This window comes from Pseudomonas sp. PDM26, from assembly GCF_019219185.1.
Classification (GTDB): Bacteria; Pseudomonadota; Gammaproteobacteria; order Pseudomonadales; family Pseudomonadaceae; genus Aquipseudomonas.
Genome location: NZ_JAHUWC010000013.1, coordinates 206,688 through 222,559, shown reverse-complemented (window position 1 = coordinate 222,559; position 15,872 = coordinate 206,688). Strand labels below are relative to the sequence as shown.

Below are 15,872 nucleotides of genomic sequence, written 5' to 3'. Positions count from 1 at the left end.
AACGGTCATGAGCGAGTTGTCGCAAGTGTCGGTGACGGCACTCAAGGGTGTCGGTGAAGCCATGGCCGAGAAACTGGCCAAGGTCGGCCTGGAAAACCTCCAGGACGTGCTGTTTCACCTGCCGCTGCGCTATCAGGACCGCACCCGCGTGGTTCCGATTGGCGCATTGCGACCCGGACAGGACGCGGTCATCGAAGGCACCGTCAGCGGCGCCGACGTGGTCATGGGCCGGCGACGCAGCCTGGTCGTGCGCTTGCAGGACGGTACCGGCGGACTCAGCCTGCGTTTCTACCATTTCAGCAACGCGCAGAAAGAAGGCCTCAAGCGCGGCACGCGAATTCGCTGTTACGGCGAAGCACGGCCCGGTGCTTCGGGGCTGGAGATCTACCATCCGGAATACCGCGCCATCACCGGCGACGAACCGCCGCCGGTGGATGAAACCCTGACCCCGGTCTACCCGCTCACCGAAGGCCTGACCCAACAGCGCTTGCGCCAGTTGTGCATGCAGACCCTCACCCTGCTCGGCCCCAGCAGCCTGCCCGACTGGCTGCCGAACGAACTGGCTCGCGACTACCAATTGGCGCCACTGGCCGATGCGATCCGCTACCTGCACAACCCACCCGCCGATGCCGACGTCGATGAACTGGCCCTCGGTCACCACTGGGCGCAGCACCGTCTGGCCTTCGAGGAACTGCTGACCCATCAATTGTCGCAACAACGCCTACGTGAAAGCATGCGCTCCCTGCGCGCGCCGGCAATGCCCAAAGCCACCCAACTGCCGGCCAAATACCTGGCCAACCTCGGCTTCAACCCGACCGGTGCCCAGCAACGGGTCGGCAACGAAATCGCTTACGACCTCAGTCAGCACGAACCCATGCTGCGGCTGATCCAGGGCGACGTTGGCGCCGGCAAAACCGTGGTCGCCGCGCTCGCCGCGCTGCAAGCGCTGGAGGCCGGCTATCAGGTCGCGCTGATGGCGCCCACCGAGATTCTCGCCGAGCAGCACTTCATCACGTTCAAGCGCTGGCTCGAACCGCTGGGCATCGAAGTCGCGTGGCTGGCCGGCAAGCTCAAGGGCAAGAACCGCGTGGCTGCGCTGGAGCAAATCGCCAGCGGCACACCGATGGTGGTTGGTACTCACGCGCTGTTCCAGGATGAAGTGCAATTCAAGAACCTGGCGCTGGTGATCATCGACGAGCAGCATCGCTTCGGCGTGCAGCAGCGTCTGGCCTTGCGGCAGAAGGGCGCCGGCGGGCGCATGTGCCCGCACCAGTTGATCATGACCGCCACGCCGATTCCGCGCACGCTGGCCATGAGCGCCTACGCCGATCTCGACACCTCGATCCTCGACGAACTGCCGCCGGGCCGAACTCCGGTCAACACCGTACTGATCACCGACACCCGCCGGGTCGAAGTCATCGAGCGGGTACGCAGCGCTTGCGCCGAAGGGCGCCAGGCCTATTGGGTTTGCACACTGATCGAAGAGTCGGAAGAGTTGACCTGCCAGGCTGCCGAAACCACTTATGAAGACCTCACCGCTGCCCTCGGCGAGTTGAAGGTCGGGCTGATCCACGGCCGCATGAAGCCCGCAGAAAAAGCCGCGGTGATGGCCGAGTTCAAGGCCGGCAACCTGCAACTGCTGGTCGCGACCACGGTGATCGAAGTGGGCGTGGACGTACCCAACGCCAGCTTGATGATCATTGAAAACCCGGAGCGCCTGGGCCTGGCGCAACTGCACCAGCTGCGCGGCCGCGTCGGCCGGGGCAGCGCCGTCAGCCATTGCGTGCTGCTCTACCATCCGCCGCTGTCGCAGATCGGCCGCCGGCGCCTGGGCATCATGCGCGAAACCAACGATGGTTTCGTCATCGCCGAAAGGGATCTGGAACTGCGCGGCCCCGGCGAAATGCTCGGCACCCGGCAAACCGGCCTGCTTCAATTCAAAGTCGCTGACCTGATGCGCGATGCCGATTTGTTGCCCGCCGTACGGGATGCCGCCCAGGCATTGCTTGAGCGCTGGCCAACCCACGTCAGCCCGCTACTCGACCGCTGGCTACGTCACGGGCAGCAATACGGCCAAGTCTAAGCACCGTCGCAGTTTCCGGGCCATGGGTTTGAGCAAGCTGGTTATACTCCTGCAATTGTTTTGAAACGGATACAGTCCATGACCGAAGTTGCCCAAGCACCCGCCACCCCGCACGCTCCGTCGGTTATTCGGCTGATGCTGGGCAAGTTGGCCATTGCCTACGAAGAAGTGCTGGACCATCACGGCCTCAATGCCGCGCGCAAAGTGCAGGCCGTTCTGCTGGATGACAGCGTCGGCGCGTTGATGGTGTTGTTCCCGCAGAGCCAGTTGCTTGACCTCAATCGCCTGACCGAACTCACCGGTCGCCGCCTCACTGCCGTACCCGTCGAACGCCTGGAAAAAATGCTCGGCAAGCACAACCTGAGCCTGTTGCCTGGCCTGCCGGCGCTCACCAGTTCGCCGTGCCTGTACGAAGAAAGCCTGCTGCGCGAACCAAAGCTGCTGGTCAATTCCGGTGAGCCGGGCGTGCTGCTGGAAATCTCCAGCGAAGACTTCAAGACCATGCTGACCAAGGCCAGCGCCGCCAATTTCGGCGAAAACCTGACCAGCATCCGCCCCAACCTCGACCGCCCCGATGACGACCGCGAGGAAATCACCCAAGCCGTCCAGGCGTTCACCGCACGGCGTATCCAGCAGCGCCTGGAAGCGACCATCGAGATTCCGCCGCTGGCCGAAACCGCGCAAAAAATCATCAAGCTGCGCGTCGACCCCAACGCCACCATCGACGACATCACCGGCGTGGTCGAAACCGACCCGGCTCTGGCCGCTCAAGTCGTGAGCTGGGCGGCATCGCCGTATTACGCCTCACCCGGCAAGATCCGCTCGGTGGAAGACGCCATCGTGCGCGTGCTGGGCTTCGACCTGGTGATCAACCTGGCGCTGGGCCTGGCCCTGGGCAAAACCCTGAGCCTGCCCAAGGACCACCCGCAACACTCCACACCGTACTGGCAGCAATCGATCTACACCGCCGCCGTCATCGAAGGCCTGACCCGCGCCATGCCTCGCGCCCAGCGTCCGGAAGCCGGCCTGACCTACCTGGCCGGCCTGCTGCACAACTTCGGCTACCTGCTGCTGGCCCACGTGTTCCCGCCGCACTTCTCACTGATCTGCCGCCACCTGGAGGTCAACCCGCACCTGTGCCACAGCTTCGTGGAACAACACCTGCTGGGCATTAGCCGGGAACAGATCGGCACATGGCTGATGCGTTTCTGGGACATGCCTGAAGAACTGGCCACCGCCCTGCGCTTCCAGCACGACCCGGCCTACGATGGCGCCTACGCCGAATACCCGAACCTGGTGTGCCTGTCTGTACGCCTGCTGCGCAGCCGTGGCATTGGCTCTGGTCCGGACGAAGGCATCCCCGACGCCCTGCTCGAACGCCTTGGCCTGAGCCGCGAAAAAGCCAACGACGTGGTCAGCAAAGTCCTCGAGGCCGAAGTGCTGCTGCGCGAACTGGCTTCGCAGTTCACTCAGGGCTGAAAAGCAACGCGGGCAAGCCACGCTCCCACATGGATCACCTGAATCCTGTAGGAGCGGGCTTGCCCGCGAAGGTCGTCAACGATGACGCGTGCATCCTGGATAAACGCGGGGGTACTTGAGTTTCTCGTCGGAACGCCGCCCGGAGCAAGCTCGCTCCTACGCCTTCTTCGGCTTCAAATACTTGGTCAGCCCCTGGAACCAGATCACCAGCGCCGGGTTGCCCTTGATCTGAATCGACTTGTCCTGAATCCCCGTCATGAACGCCAGTTGCTTGTTCTTCGCCTGCATCGTGGCAAAGCCGTACGCGGCATCTTTAAAGGCAATCGCAAAGGCAGGCTCGGCATGCACACCCGATTGGCTGGTGATGCGCCGGTCCTTCACGCGAAATTGCCGCGCCACTTTCCCGTCCAGGGTCTGCAGTTGAAACACCAGATCCTTATCACCCAACTGCTGCTGAAACGCCGGATTGGTCCGGCTGGCCTTACCCATCAACAAACCCAGCATCCACAGCAGAAAACGAAATTTCATGCGCACAGCCTCAAGAGAAAAATGAACGGCCGGAGCAGTTTAGCGACTTAACAACTGAGCGCCACCTTTCAGATGCGTTAGAAGAAGATAAGCCATATTTCTCGTATGATGACCGCTAAGTCACGCTTTCATACTGTCTCACTGATCGTTCCCACACTCATGCGTAGGAATGTCTTCCGTGACACTCCTACAACGGCAGAAACACATTCCTGTAGGAGCTGCCGAAGGCTGCGATCTTTTGATCTTGCACCCCGCAGACTTCTCGGACATTTCCTTCAAAACGCCGGGCCATGCGTGAACTAGGCGATTTTGGTCGGCACCGATAACCTCTTTAAGTCACCGCAAAATCGGTGACTCGGACGTGCAAGTCCGGAATCGGCACACAATCGGTAATGGCTATTCCTAGAGCGTTTTTCTATGCTCGCGGATCGTTATGGCGGCTGTGTGTGGGAGATCTTCCGATCTGCCGGTTTACCGATTCCGGTCTTGCACACCTATACACAGCTGCCACCTCTTTCGAAGTGCAAGCGAAATGGTGTTAGCCCTCAAATCGGTACGATTCCAATGATTAAGCCAACACCGAATCCCCCAGTAAACGAAGCCCCTACCCGCTACGAAGCCCTTAATACCAAAGAGCTCCATCAAGCGGTAGAACGCGCCCCCAATCACCATGCAACCCAAACCGAACAGAAACAACCAAAACGCAACGGCCAACTTTTCAGTGTCTGCCCGGACATCAACACCGAAGCACTCCTGGCCAACGCCTCGGAAGATCTGCTGTCCATCAGCGCCATCGCCGCTGACCTGGCCGATGATGTAGACGGCTCACGCCGCTCAGTAGCCCTGGCGATCAGCCGCATGGCTGACGGGGTGCATTTGCTGGTAGAGCAAGCGCTGGATCATCTGGAAGAACCGGAAATGGCAGCGATTCTCACGAAGAAATCAAGCCGAACCTGCTAACTCGCCAAGCAGGAAAACGCCCCCGATCGGAGCCGTCACCATCGGGGTTTAAGGCAAGTCGCTGCTGCCGCCCTTAAAAGCCAACTCCCACTCACTTCTCCCTTTCTCAAATCTGCGTAGGAAGCTTCCTGTTCTCCCTGCGCCGTCTTGAATAACTTTCCTGCCCACGTACTTTGTGTTCGCCCGCTCATTCCTGAGTCGGTGCGACTCATATAACGCAGCACGTGCCTTGCCTTGCGCGTGAATGGACACGGAGTGCAAGCAATGACAAAGGGATACTTCATCCGCAAGGGTGACAAGACCACCTGCGGTGGCGAGGTTCTGGAAGCCGATACTCACATCATGATGTTTGGCTTCGCGCACGCGCGCGACGGGGATCGGGTTTCCTGCGGTAAAGACAATAAATTCTATGTGATCAATGGCGGTGTTTCATTCATCAAAAGCAGCGGCAGGATGGTGGCGGGGTCGCTGGATAGCTTCAGTAGTTGTCCTTGCAAAGCCGGGCTGATCCCATCGCAGTCCACGGGCACCTACAAGTCCGAGCGCAGTGCAGAACCACACGCCACGCGAACCGCCACCGCGCAGGCCGCGCCCACCGCTGCCAGCGCTCCGTTAGCGTCACGATCATCCAGCTACGCGCCTGCACCAAGCTCTCCCGTGCCGATGCGTGACAACAGCGCGCAGGCAGTAGAGCCAGGCTTTTACATCGTTCCAAAGAGCACCTCCCGCGAACAGCTTGAGGCCTCGTTGTTCACCCTGCGCGACCCGGCGGTGATGGGCAAATTCAAACTGCTCAATCCCAATCTGCGCGACGTCAAAGCCGGCTCGATGATCGTGCTGAGCGACCCGAGCAACTACCAGTGCACCCGCGAAGAAGCCCTTCTCATGGATGTGGCAGCCAGGACTAACCAAGTGCTTGCAACGCTCAGCCCGGAAGAGGCGGATTTCATGGTGCAACACCGTGATGCCATCCAGACCTTCTTGACCTATGGCTCGAACGCTATCGGCATCGGCGCGAGCGTTTTCAAAAACAACCTGGATAACGTCAGTAAAACCCTGAATGACATCGAAGCGTTGCATCAGCGTTCATTTCTGCGCGATGGACATCTGAGTTCACCGACGTTTTTTGCGGAGCGCCAACAGCTATTTGCAAAGCTCGATACCCATATGACCAGCCTGACACGTTAAGGCATTGGGTTCCCTGATCATCCAAACTTGAAGCGTGCACTGGGTATTTCAAGTCGCAGTTTGGTTCACCGTTGGACCGAAGCCGGCAGCGCACAGCATATACCCGGATACACTTCTCATCTTGAGGGTGTCGCCAAGGCGTCAAAGTACGTTCAGTACGGCGGTTGGCTCGGCACCGCTGTTGGTGGCGGAGCGTCAGCTATGAAGGTGCAGGATGTGTGCACAGCGGGCAATGCCGAGGCCTGCAAGCGAGTCAAGTTCACTGAGGCAGGGAGCTTTGCTGACGGGATTGGGGGCGGCGTATTGGCTGGCGGTTTGACTGCTCCCTTAGTGGGTGGACTCTGTGTTGCACTAACTGTACCTACAGCCGGCTTTGCACCATTGGCATGCAGTATTCTGGTCGTGGGAATTGGTTCTTATGCTGGAGGAGAGTTTGGTGGCGTACTCGGTGAAATGGTTGGAGAGCAAATTTACGAGACCATGAAATGACTACCGCTAAAATGATCATCGGCAGCTTGGGCGGCGTGGTTATTATTTGTCAATTCATCTGCATTGGAACAGCTTTGTATCTGAGTTATACCAAGGGTGACTTGATGTCGTCACACTTCAAAAACAGCTCGTCTCTACTGACTTTCGGAATATATAGGCGCACAACTCTCTATGGCAGGTTACAGCTGGTAGGAAACATTTCTAGCATTCTTACATTCCCGGGGTTCTTCCTTAAACGAGGTCTAGCCAATTCTGAGGACATAGACAGCTTCCCCCTCCCACTTAAGCGACACCTTGTAATGCTGCAATGGAGTTTTATTGGGCTTGTAGGTGCAATGGTACTGCTTGTCGCAATAGGGCAGTCAGGGATCCTCAATTAACCCTTCAAAAAAAATGGGCACCCAACCCTGGTTGGCGTGCCCATTTTTTATTCCACTCCCCCGCTACGCGGGAGGTGAAAACGGATTACGGATTACGGATTAACGCTATCTTTCAACGATTTCCCAGGCTTGAAAGCAACGGTGTTGCTGGCCTTGATTTTGACGGGCTCACCGGTTTGCGGGTTTTTGCCGGTGCGGGCACCGCGATGGCGTTGCAGGAAGGTGCCGAAGCCCACCAGCGTCACGCTGTCTTTGCGGTGCAGGGCACCGGTGATTTCTTCAAGAACGGCGTTGAGAACGCGGTTGGCTTGTTCTTTGGTGAGGTCTGCTTTTTCAGCAATGGCTGCGGCGAGGTCTGGTTTACGCATGTGAGTGAAGCCCCTTTGACGGTTTGTTGTTGTTATGTCCGTGCTGCTCTCTGCGGAGCAGCGCCAAAAGCGCCGCAGGTGCTCTACTCTGCGGCAGACGGAAGTGAGGATGGCACGCAGTGAGGCCCCGCGCCAGTATCGGCGCGGCCATTGTTAGGGCAAAAGGGGGGTGATTCCGACAGAACGACCGGTATTTATGCCAACAGAGCCGGAAGCTCTTTGTTCAGGGCCAGTTTTTCCATCACGGCGGCGCCGGTGAGGGCATAACCGAGCAGCTTGCCCGCGGCATCACGGCATAACACCTTGATGTCGGCGCCCTGCCCTTCGACGGTCCAAATGCCCTCTGCGCCCCGTGGCGGCGGGGATACCACCAACGGGCAGACCGGGGTTTTGACGGTGATCGGCATCGGGCCATAGGTGACGGCGGTCGGATTGCCGGCGAGGGTTTGGGCCAACGCTCGCGCACAACTCATCAGAGGCATGACGTACAGCAGATTCAGCCCGTCGACCTCGGCACAATCGCCCAGGGCGTAGATGTTGGCGTGGGAGGTTTTCAGGTGCCGGTCGACCATGACGCCGCGGCTGACCTGCAGACCGGCCGCTGCCGCGAGGTCGACCCGTGGGCGCAGGCCAATGGCCGAGACCACTACGTCGCACGGGATCACCTGGCCATCGGACAGGTGCGCTTCCAGGCCGTCAGCCACGCGTTGCAGGCGGTTGAGCACTGGCCCAAGGTGGAAGCGCGCGCCGAGGCTTTCGAGGCCAGCCTGTACCGCAGCAGCGGCCGCCGGGTGCAACAGGGTAGGCATGACTTGTTCGCATGGTGCAACCAGTTGCACTTCGTAGCCGCCCAGGGTCAGGTCGTTGGCGAACTCGCAGCCGATCAGGCCGGCACCGAGCAGCAGCACGCGACGCTTGCCGGCTGCCGCTGCGCGGAAGCGTGCGTAGTCTTCCAGGTCGTTGATGGGGAAAACGCAATCCGCCGCGTCGCCTTCGATAGGCACGCGCACGGTTTCGGCACCCCAGGCCAGGATCAGGTCGCGGTAGATCACCGCTTCTTCACCAATCCACAGGCGTTTGTGGCCCGGGTCGATGCCGCTGATGCGGGTGTGGGTGCGTATTTCCGCTTTGAGTTGTTCGGCCATGGCGCCGGGTTCAGCCATGCTCAGGCCGTCGGCATCCTTGTTTTTGCCGAAGCCGGTGGAGAGCATCGGCTTGGAGTAGGAGCGCCCGTCATCGGCGGTAATCAACAGCAGCGGGGTTTCGCTATCGAGTTTGCGAAACTCGCGGGCCACGTTGTAGCCAGCCAGGCCGGTGCCAATGATGACGACAGGTGCGTTCATTCCTTACTCCTCAATTATTCAGGCAGCGATTTCGATCATTTCAAAATCCATTTTGCCCACACCGCAGTCCGGGCACAGCCAGTCTGCCGGGACGTCTTCCCAACGGGTGCCCGGCGCAATGCCGTCATCCGGCCAACCGTCGGCTTCGTTGTAGATCAGGCCGCAGACGATACATTGCCACTTTTTCATTCAGGTACTTCCTCAGGGTTCAGGCGTTTTGCCGGCCGGACGGTCGATGGTTGTAGCACTGCCGTCCAACTCAGCGCGTTTTGTACTGATCGGGGCCGTCAGATGCAAGCCTGTTCGGCGCAACGGCAGGCCATTTCAATCGATATCGGCGGCTGACATGTTAAGCTCGCCGCCTCATTTGCTGCCAATAATGACTCATTGTGCATCACACAGAATCCCCCTCTCCAGCTCCTCTCTGGCTCTCGCGCAGCGAACTGGCGCCCCTCCCCGATGCCTCCACCCTCGATTGGCTGTTCGACGAAGGCTCGCTGACCAGACGTCTGATTCATCTGTCGAATGATGCCTTCAGCGTCTCGCCGATGTTCGAAGGCTGGCAACCCCTGCGTGCCGACGAATGCGCAGCGCTGGACCTGGCCGAAGGCAGTGAGGGCTGGGTACGTGAGGTGTATTTGCGCGGTCACGGCCAGGCGTGGGTGTTTGCGCGCAGCGTGGCGTCACGCAGTGCATTGCAAGGCGACGGCTTGCACATGGACGAACTGGGCAGCCGCTCGCTGGGCGAATTGCTGTTTTGCGATCAGGCCTTCCAGCGCCGGGCCATCGAGGTTTGCCATTATCCGCAAGCGTGGCTGCCCGCCGAGGTGCAATCGCCTGAACTGTGGGGGCGCCGCTCGCGCTTCGACCGCGGCGCCTTGAGCGTTTTGGTGGCCGAAATATTCCTGCCTTCCCTGTGGGACGCCGCCTGCGCCCAATCGGAGAACCGTTGATGTACCAAAGCCTGCTCAAGTCCTTGAACCGCTTGAATCCTAGGGCCTGGGATTTCATTCAGCTGACCCGCATGGACAAGCCGATCGGCATTTACCTGCTGCTGTGGCCGACGCTGTGGGCGCTGTGGATTGCCGGCAAGGGTTCGCCTTCCTTGGCCAACATTGTGATTTTCGTCCTCGGCGTGGTGCTGACGCGCGCCGGCGGCTGCGTGATCAACGACTGGGCGGACCGCAAGGTCGATGGCCATGTGAAGCGTACCGAACAGCGGCCGCTGGTGAGCGGCAAGATCAGCTCTAAAGAGGCGCTGGTGTTCTTCGCATTGCTGATGGGCGTGAGTTTCCTGCTGGTACTGTGCACCAATGCCGCGACCGTTTGGCTGTCGTTGGGCGGTCTGGCGCTGGCGTTCAGTTACCCGTTCATGAAGCGCTACACCTATTACCCGCAAGTGGTACTGGGCGCGGCGTTTTCCTGGGGCATGCCGATGGCCTTTACCGCCGAAACCGGTGAATTGCCGGCTGTCGCGTGGCTGCTGTGGATCGCCAACCTGATGTGGACGGTGGGTTACGACACCTATTACGCGATGACTGACCGCGATGACGACCTGAAGATCGGCGTGAAGTCCACGGCGATTCTGTTTGGCGATGCAGACCGGGTGATCATCCTGACCTTGCAAGGCTTGGCGCTGGGCTGCTTGTTGCTGGCCGGGTCGAAGTTCGAACTCGGTGGCTGGTTCCATCTCGGCTTGCTGGCGGCGGCGGGCTGTTTTGCGTGGGAGTTCTGGTACACCCGAGGCAAGGACCGGATGCGCTGTTTCAAGGCGTTTTTGCACAATCACTGGGCGGGCCTGGCGATTTTCGTCGGGATTGTGCTGGATTACGCGCTGCGTTGACCTTTGAAAAGATCGCAGCCTGCGGCAGCGCCTACCGAAGGCTGCAATCTTTTCGCGATGTTACATATGCTCGCGAACGACGTGCCAAACGTCTTTTTTCTTGTCACCCGTCATGTCTCCGGCTTTTTTGTCGTCCTCGTAGTAGTACAGCGGCTTGCCGTCATAGGCCCATTGCATCTTGCCATCGTCACGCTTGATGACTGTCCATTTACCTTCGGCCTTGGCACCCGCCGGCGCCATCATTGGCGGCCAGTATTTGGCGCAGTCGCCGTTGCACATCGACTTGCCGCCCATGTCCTTGTCGAAGGTGTACAGGGTCATCCCTTTGTCGTCGGTCATCATGCCGCCTGTCATCTTGCCCGGTTCGGCAGCGAAGGCCATCGAAGGCAATGCCAGGGCAGCGGCCAGCAGCAAGGCCTTGAGGGATTGCGAGTGTCGATTCATTTGAAACCTTCCTTTTGTGGTTGTCAGGATTCGGACTTAAAAGCTTAGCCCAGGATCCAGCCAATCGCCGGCCGACTAAAATACTGTCACACGACTGCAATAATTCCGTTATCTAATGCGGCGCAAGACAGTTAAATGACAAGAGGAATAAGGGCATGGTTGGCAGGAGCATTCTGATCGTCGACGACGAAGCGCCTATTCGCGAAATGATCGCCGTTGCATTGGAAATGGCCGGCTATGACTGCCTGGAGGCTGAAAACTCCCAGCAGGCCCACGCCATTATCGTCGACCGCAAACCGGACCTGATCCTGCTCGACTGGATGCTGCCCGGCACGTCCGGCATCGAGCTGGCCCGTCGTCTCAAGCGTGATGAACTGACCGGGGACATCCCGATCATCATGCTCACCGCCAAGGGTGAAGAGGACAACAAGATCCAGGGCCTGGAAGTCGGCGCCGACGACTACATCACCAAGCCGTTTTCCCCTCGTGAGCTGGTGGCGCGCCTGAAAGCCGTGCTGCGTCGCGCCGGCCCGACCGATGGCGAGGCGCCAATCGAAGTCGGCGGCCTGCTGCTGGACCCGATCAGCCACCGCGTGACCATCGACGGCCGTCCTGCCGAGATGGGTCCGACCGAATACCGGCTGCTGCAATTTTTCATGACCCACCAGGAGCGCGCCTACACGCGTGGCCAGTTGCTGGATCAGGTCTGGGGTGGCAACGTCTACGTCGAAGAGCGTACGGTTGACGTGCACATTCGACGCCTGCGCAAAGCCCTCGGCGATGCTTACGAAAATCTGGTACAAACCGTGCGCGGCACTGGCTACCGGTTCTCGACCAAGGCCTGATGATCGCAGCGGTTCCACTTTCAAGGACGTATTTTTTTCGTGAACCAAAACTGGCATGGCACCCTGATCCGCCACATGCTGCTGCTGGTCACCGCCTGCCTGGTGATCGGCCTGATCACCGGTTATTACGGCTGGAGCCTCGCCGCAGGCCTGGGCCTTTACCTGGCCTGGACCCTCAAGCAATTGCTGCGTCTGCACGAGTGGCTGCGCCTGCACAAACCCGATGAAGCGCCACCCGACGGCTACGGTCTGTGGGGCGAGGTGTTCGACAGCATCTACCACCTGCAACGCCGCGACCAACGGGTACGCGGGCGCCTGCAAGCGGTGATCGACCGGGTTCAGGAATCCACCGCCGCGCTGAAAGATGCGGTGATCATGCTCGACAGCGATGGCAACCTGGAATGGTGGAACCGCGCCGCCGAAACCCTGCTGGGCCTCAAGACCCCGCAGGATAGCGGCCAGCCGGTGACCAACCTGGTGCGCCATCCGCGCTTCAAGGAATACTTCGAGCAAGACAGCTACGCCGAGCCGCTGGAAATTCCTTCGCCGACCAACGACCGCGTGCGCATCCAGCTGTACATCACCCGCTACGGTAACAACGAACACTTGATGCTGGTGCGCGATGTGACGCGTATCCATCAGCTTGAGCAAATGCGCAAAGACTTCATCGCCAACGTTTCCCATGAACTGCGTACACCGCTGACGGTGATCTGCGGCTACCTGGAAACCTTGCTCGATAACGTCGACGAGGTGAACCCGCGCTGGAGCCGTGCCTTGCAGCAGATGCAGCAACAAGGCGGACGCATGCAGACCTTGCTCAACGACCTGTTGTTGCTGGCCAAGCTGGAAGCCACCGATTATCCGTCGGACAACCAGCCGGTGCCGATCGACGGCTTGCTGCAATCGATCAAGAGCGATGCTCAGCAGTTGTCCGGCCAGAAAAACCAGACAATCACCCTGGAAGCCGACCCGACGATTCTGCTCAAGGGCAGCGAAGCGGAGTTGCGCAGCGCGTTTTCCAACCTGGTGTTCAACGCGGTGAAATACACCCCGGCCGAAGGCAATATCCGCATTCGCTGGTGGGGCGATGACCAGGGGGCGCACCTGAGCGTGCAGGATTCCGGGATCGGCATCGATGCCAAACACCTGCCGCGCCTGACCGAACGCTTCTATCGCGTCGACTCCAGTCGCAACTCCAACACCGGGGGCACCGGCCTGGGGCTGGCGATTGTCAAACACGTCTTGTTACGGCATCGGGCACGGATGGAAATCAGCAGCGTACCGGGCCACGGCAGCACCTTTACCTGCCACTTTGCCCCGGCCCAGGTCACCAAATCCCGGGTTATCAGCACCGCCGACTGATACCGGTCAGCACGCACCACTAGGCAACTGGCCGGTCAGCCGCTACATTGGCTGACTTGCGCCTGCCCTTCAGGCGCGGTTTTTACTTCCCTTTCGAATACACGGAACCCGCAAAACTCCATCATGGACCCTTCCCCTGGCTTGACCCTCGCTACAATTTTCGCCGATTTCGGCATGATTCTTTTTGCTCTGATCCTGGTTTTGCTCAACGGATTTTTCGTTGCGGCGGAATTTGCCATGGTCAAGCTGCGCTCGACCCGGGTCGAGGCCATCGCTGACAAAAACGGCTGGCGCGGGCACATCCTGCGCACCGTGCACAGTCAGCTCGATGCTTACCTGTCGGCCTGCCAATTGGGTATCACCCTCGCCTCCCTGGGCCTGGGCTGGGTTGGTGAGCCTGCGTTTGCGCACCTTCTGGCGCCTGTACTGAGCGCCGTGGGCGTAGATTCCGCTGAAGTGGTCAAGGCGGTTTCGTTCTTCACCGCCTTCTTCATCATTTCCTACCTGCACATCGTGGTCGGCGAGCTGGCCCCGAAATCCTGGGCGATCCGCAAACCCGAATTGCTGTCGCTGTGGACCGCCGTGCCGCTGTACCTGTTCTACTGGACCATGTACCCGGCCATCTACCTGCTCAACGCCAGCGCCAACCAGATCCTGCGCATCGCAGGCCAAGGTGAGCCCGGCCCGCACCACGAGCACCATTACAGCCGCGAAGAACTGAAACTGATCCTGCACTCCAGCCGTGGCCAGGATCCGAGCGACCAAGGCATGCGCGTTCTGGCGTCAGCGGTGGAAATGGGCGAGCTGGAAGTGGTCGACTGGGCCAACTCCCGCGAAGACCTGGTCACCCTCGAGTTCAATGCACCGCTCAAGGAAATCCTGGCGCTGTTCCGTCGCCACAAATTCAGCCGTTATCCGGTGTACGACAGCGAACGCCAGGAGTTCGTCGGCCTGCTGCACATCAAGGATCTGCTGCTGGAACTGGCGGCGCTGGACCACATTCCCGAGTCGTTCAACCTGGCCGAACTGACCCGACCGCTGGAGCGCGTGTCGCGGCACATGCCGTTGTCGCAGTTGCTGGAGCAGTTCCGCAAGGGCGGCTCGCACTTCGCTGTGGTTGAAGAGGCCGACGGCAACATCATCGGCTACCTGACCATGGAAGACGTGCTGGAAGTGCTGGTGGGCGACATCCAGGACGAACACCGCAAGGCCGAACGCGGGATCCTCGCGTATCAGCCGGGCAAGCTGCTGGTGCGGGGCGATACGCCGCTGTTCAAGGTTGAACGACTATTGGGCATCGACCTCGACCACGTCGAAGCCGAAACCCTTGCCGGGCTGGTCTATGAGAGCCTCAAGCGCGTTCCTGAAGAGGAAGAAGTGCTGGAAGTCGAAGGCCTGCGGATCATCATCAAGAAGATGAAAGGGCCGAAGATCGTGTTGGCCAAGGTGTTGATGCTCGATTGAGGCGATTCGTTAAACCGCATTGATCCCAAAGCTTCAAGGCTTCACTGCTTGCCCAACGCAAAGTTGGGCAGCGCGCCGACCGGCTGATTGAACTGGTACGGAATCGATACCAGCCCCAGCCCGGTATTGCGCTGCACCACGAAGTGCAAATGCGGCCCGGTGCTATTACCGGTGTTGCCCGACAGCGCCAAGGCGCTGCCCACCTGTACCCGCTGACCTTCCCGAACGCAGACCGAGCCTTTCTTCAGGTGCAGGTAAACGCCCATGGTCCCGTCATCGTGCAGCACCCGCACGAAATTGCCGGATGCATCAGTGCCGCGCCCGCTCTGGCGATTTTCGGTTTTCACCACCACTCCGCCCCGTGCCGCAATGATCGGCGTGCCCTCAGGCATTGCGATGTCTATGGCATATCGGCTCTTGGGCCCGAAGTGGCTGTAGGGGCCATTGGCGCCCTGAGTGATCCGGAATGGCCCGCCACGCCAGGGCAACGGGTACCGATAGCCCACCATGGGCCCTGAGGGGTCGCCCAGGGAGTATTTGAACTTCGGGACGTACGCAAGGGGCCTTCCACCTTTAGTCGCCGTGAGCTGCGCCAGGCGAACGCTGCTGCGTAGCGGTATAACGCGCCGAATCGTCCCGCCCGGCACACCGCTGGCGTTCTTCACCCCGGCAAAACTCAATTCGACCTCTACCGGCGCATACAGATCATTGCGCACGTACACGCTGTGCACGCCGTTCTTCTTCGTGATGATGAGGCGCACCTGGCGCTCAAGGTGCTCGACCATGCCATCGCGAAAAACGAACACGTGGGCGCCTTTGCTGGGGCGGTCGCTGTAGGAAACCACGCCATAAGCGTCTTTGGACTTGTAGATGGTCATAGCCATGGCCGAGGTGGCGACCATGAACAGGCCACATAAAAACAGCAGGCGCGTGAACATGAGCAAGGATTCTGTCGAGTGAGGCCTGGGATTGAGCCTAGCAGCTGCAATGGACCCGGGTAGTCGACAGATGTTTCAAAGAGACAAGATCAAAAGATCGCAGCCTGCGGCAGCTCCTACAGGTGTACACATAAACCTGTAGGAGCTGCCGCAGGCTG

16 protein-coding genes are annotated in these 15,872 nt (G+C 59.8%); 10 read left to right on the top strand and 6 right to left on the bottom strand.

All coding sequences use genetic code 11. From position 1 onward, the window contains the following. The first annotated feature begins 7 nt into the window (after nucleotides 1-7). Together recG and KW849_RS24150 are read left to right on the top strand one after the other, a co-directional pair. Entirely contained in the window at nucleotides 8-2,083 is a 2,076-nt protein-coding gene (gene recG / locus KW849_RS24155; protein ID WP_218431564.1) for an ATP-dependent DNA helicase RecG, read from the top strand. A gap of 78 nt (nucleotides 2,084-2,161) precedes the next feature. Beyond that, complete coding sequence (locus KW849_RS24150) at nucleotides 2,162-3,562, top strand: aminoacyl-tRNA deacylase and HDOD domain-containing protein (protein ID WP_108218874.1); 1,401 nt, start codon at nucleotides 2,162-2,164, stop codon at nucleotides 3,560-3,562. Nucleotides 3,563-3,718: 156 nt separating this feature from the next. Here the strand turns inward: KW849_RS24150 and KW849_RS24145 are convergent, their stop codons facing one another. Next, complete coding sequence (locus KW849_RS24145; RefSeq protein WP_218431563.1) at nucleotides 3,719-4,090, bottom strand: helicase; 372 nt, start codon at nucleotides 4,088-4,090, stop codon at nucleotides 3,719-3,721. A gap of 564 nt (nucleotides 4,091-4,654) precedes the next feature. Between KW849_RS24145 and KW849_RS24140 the strand changes: the two genes are divergently transcribed. The 3 genes from KW849_RS24140 to KW849_RS31490 all read left to right on the top strand — a co-directional run bounded on the left by KW849_RS24140 (nucleotide 4,655) and on the right by KW849_RS31490 (nucleotide 6,727). Then, complete coding sequence (locus tag KW849_RS24140; protein WP_218431573.1) at nucleotides 4,655-5,050, top strand: DUF6124 family protein; 396 nt, start codon at nucleotides 4,655-4,657, stop codon at nucleotides 5,048-5,050. A gap of 264 nt (nucleotides 5,051-5,314) precedes the next feature. Continuing rightward, on the top strand, nucleotides 5,315-6,238 hold the full coding sequence (locus KW849_RS24135) for a PAAR domain-containing protein (RefSeq protein WP_256357348.1): 924 nt from the start codon (nucleotides 5,315-5,317) through the stop codon (nucleotides 6,236-6,238). Between the two features lie 27 nt (nucleotides 6,239-6,265). Beyond that, complete coding sequence (locus tag KW849_RS31490; protein WP_256357347.1) at nucleotides 6,266-6,727, top strand: hypothetical protein; 462 nt, start codon at nucleotides 6,266-6,268, stop codon at nucleotides 6,725-6,727. Between the two features lie 472 nt (nucleotides 6,728-7,199). Here KW849_RS31490 and KW849_RS24130 read toward each other — a convergent pair whose 3' ends face one another. The 3 genes from KW849_RS24130 to KW849_RS24120 form a co-directional block, all read right to left on the bottom strand. Beyond that, nucleotides 7,200-7,475, bottom strand: a complete 276-nt coding sequence (locus tag KW849_RS24130) for an HU family DNA-binding protein (protein ID WP_003195589.1) — start codon at nucleotides 7,473-7,475, stop codon at nucleotides 7,200-7,202. A 194-nt stretch (nucleotides 7,476-7,669) separates the two neighbouring features. Further along, nucleotides 7,670-8,818, bottom strand: a complete 1,149-nt coding sequence (locus KW849_RS24125) for an NAD(P)/FAD-dependent oxidoreductase (protein WP_218431562.1) — start codon at nucleotides 8,816-8,818, stop codon at nucleotides 7,670-7,672. Between the two features lie 18 nt (nucleotides 8,819-8,836). Beyond that, on the bottom strand, nucleotides 8,837-9,007 hold the full coding sequence (locus KW849_RS24120) for a rubredoxin (RefSeq protein ID WP_007995385.1): 171 nt from the start codon (nucleotides 9,005-9,007) through the stop codon (nucleotides 8,837-8,839). A 200-nt stretch (nucleotides 9,008-9,207) separates the two neighbouring features. On the opposite strand from KW849_RS24120, the gene KW849_RS24115 reads away from it, so the two are divergent. Beyond that, a complete protein-coding gene (locus KW849_RS24115) occupies nucleotides 9,208-9,771 on the top strand; it encodes a chorismate lyase (protein ID WP_218431561.1) in 564 nt (187 codons plus the stop codon). Then, nucleotides 9,771-10,661, top strand: a complete 891-nt coding sequence (ubiA, locus tag KW849_RS24110) for a 4-hydroxybenzoate octaprenyltransferase (RefSeq protein WP_218431560.1) — start codon at nucleotides 9,771-9,773, stop codon at nucleotides 10,659-10,661. Before KW849_RS24115 ends, ubiA begins: the two co-directional genes overlap by 1 nt. A gap of 60 nt (nucleotides 10,662-10,721) precedes the next feature. On the opposite strand, the gene KW849_RS24105 is transcribed toward ubiA, so the two are convergent. Further along, the gene (locus KW849_RS24105) at nucleotides 10,722-11,105 is read right to left on the bottom strand and encodes a hypothetical protein (protein WP_218431559.1); all 384 of its coding nucleotides are present in this window, start codon (nucleotides 11,103-11,105) and stop codon (nucleotides 10,722-10,724) included. A gap of 155 nt (nucleotides 11,106-11,260) precedes the next feature. Here KW849_RS24105 and phoB point away from each other — a divergent pair, with 155 nt between their 5' ends. From phoB to KW849_RS24090, 3 genes are all read left to right on the top strand, one after another. Beyond that, nucleotides 11,261-11,950, top strand: a complete 690-nt coding sequence (gene phoB, locus KW849_RS24100) for a phosphate regulon transcriptional regulator PhoB (protein WP_003229608.1) — start codon at nucleotides 11,261-11,263, stop codon at nucleotides 11,948-11,950. A gap of 75 nt (nucleotides 11,951-12,025) precedes the next feature. Next, complete coding sequence (gene phoR / locus KW849_RS24095) at nucleotides 12,026-13,312, top strand: phosphate regulon sensor histidine kinase PhoR (protein WP_256357357.1); 1,287 nt, start codon at nucleotides 12,026-12,028, stop codon at nucleotides 13,310-13,312. Between the two features lie 123 nt (nucleotides 13,313-13,435). Then, nucleotides 13,436-14,776 carry a hemolysin family protein gene (locus tag KW849_RS24090; RefSeq protein ID WP_218431557.1) on the top strand — a complete coding sequence of 447 codons (1,341 nt, stop codon included), beginning with the start codon at nucleotides 13,436-13,438 and terminating at the stop codon, nucleotides 14,774-14,776. A 41-nt stretch (nucleotides 14,777-14,817) separates the two neighbouring features. Here the strand turns inward: KW849_RS24090 and KW849_RS24085 are convergent, their stop codons facing one another. Further along, nucleotides 14,818-15,714: a peptidoglycan DD-metalloendopeptidase family protein gene (locus KW849_RS24085; RefSeq protein WP_218431556.1), complete on the bottom strand. Its 897-nt coding sequence runs from the start codon at nucleotides 15,712-15,714 to the stop codon at nucleotides 14,818-14,820. Nucleotides 15,715-15,872 lie beyond the last annotated feature (158 nt).